A 4,897-nucleotide genomic window follows, 5' to 3' on the forward strand; every position below is an offset into this window, starting at 1 on the left:
CCCAGGCTGGAGCCGGCCAGCACCACCGGCCCCTGCGCAGCGGCAGCGGCCGTGCGCTCGATCAGGCGTTGCAGGCGGGTGCGCACATCGCCAACGCGGCTGACCTGGCTCATCGCGTCCAGGTCGGTGTAATCGGGGCGCTCATGGGTCCAGCCCAGTCGCTCGGCGACTTCGGCCAGCGCGGTGACCTTGGTCGCCTCCGGGCCGCTCTCGAAGCCGTGGGACAGGATGCAGTGACCGCGGCTCATGCGTGCGCTCCCACGGAGCGGATCGACAGCAGAAGGGAAGGCAGTTTCATCCGGCAATGCTAGCATCGCCGCATGCCCAAACCGCTCCTGCCCGGCCTGCAGCTGCAGCCGTTGCCCTACCACGACCGCCTGCCACTGCGCGATCCATCCAGCCTGGCAATGGTGGTGATCCACTGCACCGAACTGCCCGACCTGGCGACCGCCCGGGAGTACGGCGAGCGCGTGCTGTACGACAGCGGCGCCGGCAACAGCGGGCATTTCTACATCGACCGCGACGGCAGCGTGGTGCAGTACGTGGCGCCGGAGCGCATCGCCCACCACGTGCGCGGCATGAATGCCGATACCGTGGGCATCGAACTGGTCAATTCGGGGCGCTACCCGCACTGGCTCGACAGCCGCCACCAGGCGATGGACGAGCCGTACACCGAAGCGCAGCTGCTGGCGCTGGAACGGTTGCTGCAGGCACTGGTGGCTCGTTACCCGTCGCTGCGGCGGATTGCCGGACATGACCAGTTGGACCTGGAGCAGGTGCCGGCCAGTGATGACCCGGCGGTGACCGTGGCGCGCAAGCGTGATCCGGGCCCGTTGTTCCCGTGGGCGCGGGTGCTGGCGAAGGTGCCGTTGCAGGGGTTGGAGTAAGCGCCGGCAGGGCTGCGCCCTGCACCCGCACAGGCAACGTCAACGTCAACGTCAAAAGCTGGCATTCGGTGGGATGGCGGGGTGGGTCCCGCGGCTGTTGGTAGGTGTCGACCTTGGTCGACACGTGGATCCACGCCATGCGTGGATGAACGTCAAATCGACCAACCCGCTTTGCTCAGGCGCCGGTGGCGACCGGGCGGCTGCTGTCGCTGACCCAGCCACTCCATGAGTCCGCGTAGATGCGTGCGCCGGACAGGCCCGCGCTTTCCATCGCCAGCAGCAGGTGGCAGGCGGTCACGCCCGAACCGCACATCAGCACCACGCGTTGCGGGTCCTGGTTGCCGATCACGCCCTGCAGTTCGGCACGCAGTTCCTGTGCATCGCGCAGGCGGCCGTCCAGCACGTTCAACGCGAACGGGCGATTGACCGCGCCCGGCACATGGCCGGCGACCGGGTCCAGCGGCTCCACCTCACCGCGGAACCGCTCGCCCGCGCGGGCATCGACCAGCCAGCCCGGCGCATGCTTGAGGCGTGATTCGATCTCGTCCGCGCTGGCAACCTGGCTGCCATCGAAGCGCCCCGGATACGCGGGCAACGCGATGACCTGGCTGCTGCCGGTCGCCAGCGGCTGGCCGGCGGCCTGCCAGGCGGCGATGCCGCCATCGAGTACGGCCACGTTCGCATGCCCGATCAGGCGCAGCAGCCACCACAGGCGCGCGGCGGCCATGCTGCCATCGCTGCCGTCATACACCACCACCTGCGTGTCGGTGCCGATGCCCCATTGCCCCAGTCGTGCGGCGAACGCATCGCTGTCGGGCAACGGGTGGCGGCCATGGCCCACCCGCGTCAGATCGGACAGGTCGCGGTTGAGATCGGCATGCACTGCGCGCGACGCAGGTTGTACAGGATGGCCGCGGTGGCGCCCCAGATGCGCTGGCCGGGCCAGCCATATTCAAGGACATGGCGGACGCGGCCGCGATGGTTGATTTCGACCTGGCGCAGGTTGTCGGCGGCCATCAGATAGTCCAGCGGCACTTCGAACACCTCGGCCACTTCGCTGGGCTGCGGGACCGCCACGAAATCCGGATCGATCACTGCCACCACCGGGGTCACCCGGTAGCCGGTGATGGTCACGAACGGATCGAGATATCCCAATGCCTGCACCTGTGTCGGCGCCAACGCGATTTCTTCCTGGCTTTCGCGCAGTGCGGCAGCCAGCGCATCGCGATCATCGGGCTCGGTACGGCCACCGGGGAAGCCAACCTGGCCACCATGTTGCCGCAGGGTTTCGGTACGCCGGGTCAGGATCACCTGCGCACCGTTGGCGCGCGGCACGATGCCAGCCAACACCGCCGCCTCGACCGGTGGGCCCGGAGGCAGCAGGTCATCCAGTTCACTGCGGTTCCAGCCGTCACCTGCCGGCGGTTCGGCCAGCGGATGCAGCGCGCGCAGCAGCCGCTCATGATCGGCCAACGACCCTCGCAGCGACTGCTGCAGCTGTTGGCGCAGGGGCAGCACACGCTGCAGGATGTGGCCGCGTTCGCTGTCGCTCATCGACGACCACCGTGCGATTTCGTCGATATGCCGCCCGCACCCGGCGCAGAGCCGGTTGCGATCCAGCTTGCAGACGTTGATGCAGGGGCTTGCGACAGCACGCGCCGTTTCTTCCATTATTTGCACCRGTCAACAGTAGCGCGAATGGGCTGAATTTGGGATGGGCCCCGCACAGCTGCAGCGTGGTGCAGAAACAAAAACGCGCCGGTGGATTCACCGGCGCGTTGATGTTGACGCTGTTTCTTCTTACTTGACGCTGATCAGCTTGATCTCGAACTGCACAGCCACGTTCGGCGGGAACGGGGTGCGCGGGTCGGCGCCGTAGGCCTGATCCGGCGGCAGCGAGACTTCCCACTTCGAGCCTGCCGGCATCTGCAGCAGGGTCTCACGCATGGCCTTCATTTCGACTTCGCTGACCTTGATCGACGGAATCTGCTGGGCCGGGCGGGCTTCGGTCGGGCGCTGGCCGTACGGGAACGGACCGGCCACTTCCAGCTGCACGGTGCTGGCCTGGGTCGGCTTGGCACCCTTGCCGGCTTCGATCACACGGTACTGAACGCCGCTCGGCAGGGTCTGCACGCCCGCCTTTGCCTTGTTCTGCGCCATGAACTGATCGCTCTTGGTCTTGTTTTCGGCAGCAGCCTTTTCGTACTCGGCCTTGGCGGCCTGGGCACGGCCCTGCTCGCGCTTCTGGAACGCTTCAACGGCCGGCTTCAGCTGCTCGGCGGTAATGGCCGGCTGCTTCTTGGCGTAGGCGTCCTGAAGGCCCTTCACCACCGAGTTGATGTCCAGCTGCTCACCGCGACCGGTCAGCTCCGCCAGGTTGTTGCCGTAGTCGTAACCGAAGTAGTAGCTCAGCTTGCCCTTCTCGGACGCGATGTCCTGGGCGAAGGCATTGCCCGTCAGGGCCAGGGCCGCGACGGCGACCGCGATAGAACGCAACTTCATCAAACAGTTCTCCAGGGGTGGTAACTCAGGGACGTTCTGCGCCGCCCTGAGGCGACGGGTTAGGATAACGGCCACAACGTGTAACCGCTACTCACCACGCAGGCTATGACCTGTCTGCGTTTACAGAGTTCAATCTCACTTTTTTTTAACGTTCCAGGAGTTTCCCGTGGTCGAGGCCCCCGCTCCCCACCCGGTCGACGTCAGCGATGATGGCGCCGTCCGCACCATTACCGTGCAACGTCCGGACAAGCTCAACGCCCTCAATGCCGCCACCCTGCAGGCGCTGGCCGAGGCGTTTGGCGACGCCGCCGCCGACCCGGCGGTACGGGTGGTGGTGCTGACCGGGGCTGGCCCCAAGGCGTTCGTGGCCGGGGCCGACATCGCGGAAATGAACACCTTGAGCGCGGTTCAGGGACGYGATTTCTCCCTGCTCGGCCAGGCCCTGATGCGCCGCATCGAACGCATGCCCAAGCCGGTGATCGCCCGGGTGAACGGATTTGCGCTGGGCGGCGGGCTGGAACTGGCCATGGCCTGCCATCTGCGCATCGCCGCTGATTCGGCCAAGGTCGGCCAGCCGGAGATCAATCTCGGCCTGATTCCCGGCTTCGGCGGCAGCCAGCGCCTGCTGCGCCTGTGTGGTCGCGCGGCCACGCTGGAACTGTGCCTGCTGGGCACCCCGATCGACGCCGCGCGCGCACTGGCCCTGGGCATCGTCAACGAAGTGGTGCCCGCCGCCGAGCTCGATGCCCGCGTGCAGGCCCTGGCCCGGCAGCTGGCACAGTCGGCGCCGCTGGCGCTGCGTGGCCTGCTCGACGCGGTACACGTGGGCGGYGAATGCAGCCTGGAAGCCGGCCTGGAATACGAAAGTGCGCAGTTCGGCCTGCTGTTTGCCACCGAGGACATGCGCGAAGGCACCAGCGCCTTCCTGCAGCGCCGCCCCCCCGCCTTCCAGAACCGCTGACGCCATGGCATCCCGACCCAACCCCGTGCTGCTGTTCGCCCGGGTCCAGGCAGACGATCCCGATGGTGCGCTGCAGGCTGGACTGATGGACTACGTCGTGCGCGCTGGCGATGAGCGGCTGCTGCCCGATCATCCGGACCTGCCCGACCGCCTGTGCCAGATGCAGTTGCAACTGCAGCGTGCATGGGCGGCGCGCGAACGCTTCCGCGCACGCGCCGTGCGCCTGGCCCGCCGCGAGGCCGAGCGTGATGCGCGCCGGACGCCCGCGCCGGCACCGGACGTCAAACCCGCCCTGCCTGCCGCCGCGGCCGCCATCCTCGCCCGGGCCAAGGCCCGCGCCGCCGGCAAGGAGCAGTAATGGCGACCGCGAAGAAGACCGCGCGCGCWCCTGCGCGCCGCGGCGGTACGATGCCGCGTGCCGACGTGGTGGAAATGTTCACCCGCCTGCGCGAGCTCAATCCGCATCCGAAGACCGAGCTGGAATACAGCTCGCCGTTCGAACTGCTGGTGGCGGTCGCGCTGTCTGCACAGGCCACCGACGTCGGCG

The 4,897-nt window shown here is 67.7% G+C and carries 5 protein-coding genes and 3 pseudogenes; 4 read left to right on the forward strand and 4 right to left on the reverse strand.

All coding sequences use genetic code 11. The features are described from left to right. Positions 1-248: pseudogene (locus AC1VAN_RS15960) on the reverse strand (hypothetical protein); the annotation flags it as partial. Positions 249-320: 72 nt separating this feature from the next. Between AC1VAN_RS15960 and AC1VAN_RS15965 the strand changes: the two are divergent. Further along, a complete protein-coding gene (locus AC1VAN_RS15965; RefSeq protein ID WP_032975661.1) occupies positions 321-887 on the forward strand; it encodes an N-acetylmuramoyl-L-alanine amidase in 567 nt (188 codons plus the stop codon). 175 nt (positions 888-1,062) lie between these two features. Here AC1VAN_RS15965 and AC1VAN_RS15970 read toward each other — a convergent pair. The 3 genes and pseudogenes from AC1VAN_RS15970 to AC1VAN_RS15980 all read right to left on the reverse strand — a co-directional run. Beyond that, positions 1,063-1,773 (reverse strand): annotated as a pseudogene (locus AC1VAN_RS15970) (sulfurtransferase); the annotation flags it as partial. Then, positions 1,734-2,558: a CoA pyrophosphatase gene (locus tag AC1VAN_RS15975; RefSeq protein ID WP_480986173.1), complete on the reverse strand. Its 825-nt coding sequence runs from the start codon at positions 2,556-2,558 to the stop codon at positions 1,734-1,736. The gene AC1VAN_RS15975 and the pseudogene AC1VAN_RS15970, both read right to left, overlap by 40 nt. Before the next feature lie 129 nt (positions 2,559-2,687). After that, entirely contained in the window at positions 2,688-3,389 is a 702-nt protein-coding gene (locus tag AC1VAN_RS15980) for an FKBP-type peptidyl-prolyl cis-trans isomerase N-terminal domain-containing protein (protein WP_025875366.1), read from the reverse strand. A 166-nt stretch (positions 3,390-3,555) separates the two neighbouring features. Here AC1VAN_RS15980 and AC1VAN_RS15985 point away from each other — a divergent pair, with 166 nt between their 5' ends. The 3 genes and pseudogenes from AC1VAN_RS15985 to AC1VAN_RS15995 form a co-directional block, all read left to right on the forward strand. Next, complete coding sequence (locus tag AC1VAN_RS15985) at positions 3,556-4,350, forward strand: enoyl-CoA hydratase/isomerase family protein (RefSeq protein ID WP_025875367.1); 795 nt, start codon at positions 3,556-3,558, stop codon at positions 4,348-4,350. Between the two features lie 4 nt (positions 4,351-4,354). Further along, positions 4,355-4,708, forward strand: a complete 354-nt coding sequence (locus AC1VAN_RS15990; protein WP_032975654.1) for a hypothetical protein — start codon at positions 4,355-4,357, stop codon at positions 4,706-4,708. Beyond that, positions 4,708-4,897: pseudogene (locus tag AC1VAN_RS15995) on the forward strand (endonuclease III); the annotation flags it as partial. The gene AC1VAN_RS15990 and the pseudogene AC1VAN_RS15995, both read left to right, overlap by 1 nt.

Source organism: Stenotrophomonas sp. 05L44_2, assembly GCF_056665995.1.

Excerpts from the sequence above, each read along its gene's own strand:
- AC1VAN_RS15965 (WP_032975661.1), top strand. The coding sequence starts at position 321 with ATGCCCAAACCGCTCCTGCCCGGCCTGCAGCTGCAGCCGTTGCCCTAC.
- AC1VAN_RS15990 (WP_032975654.1), top strand. The coding sequence starts at position 4,355 with ATGGCATCCCGACCCAACCCCGTGCTGCTGTTCGCCCGGGTCCAGGCA.
- AC1VAN_RS15980 (WP_025875366.1), bottom strand. The coding sequence starts at position 3,389 with ATGAAGTTGCGTTCTATCGCGGTCGCCGTCGCGGCCCTGGCCCTGACG.
- AC1VAN_RS15975 (WP_480986173.1), bottom strand. The coding sequence starts at position 2,558 with ATGGAAGAAACGGCGCGTGCTGTCGCAAGCCCCTGCATCAACGTCTGC.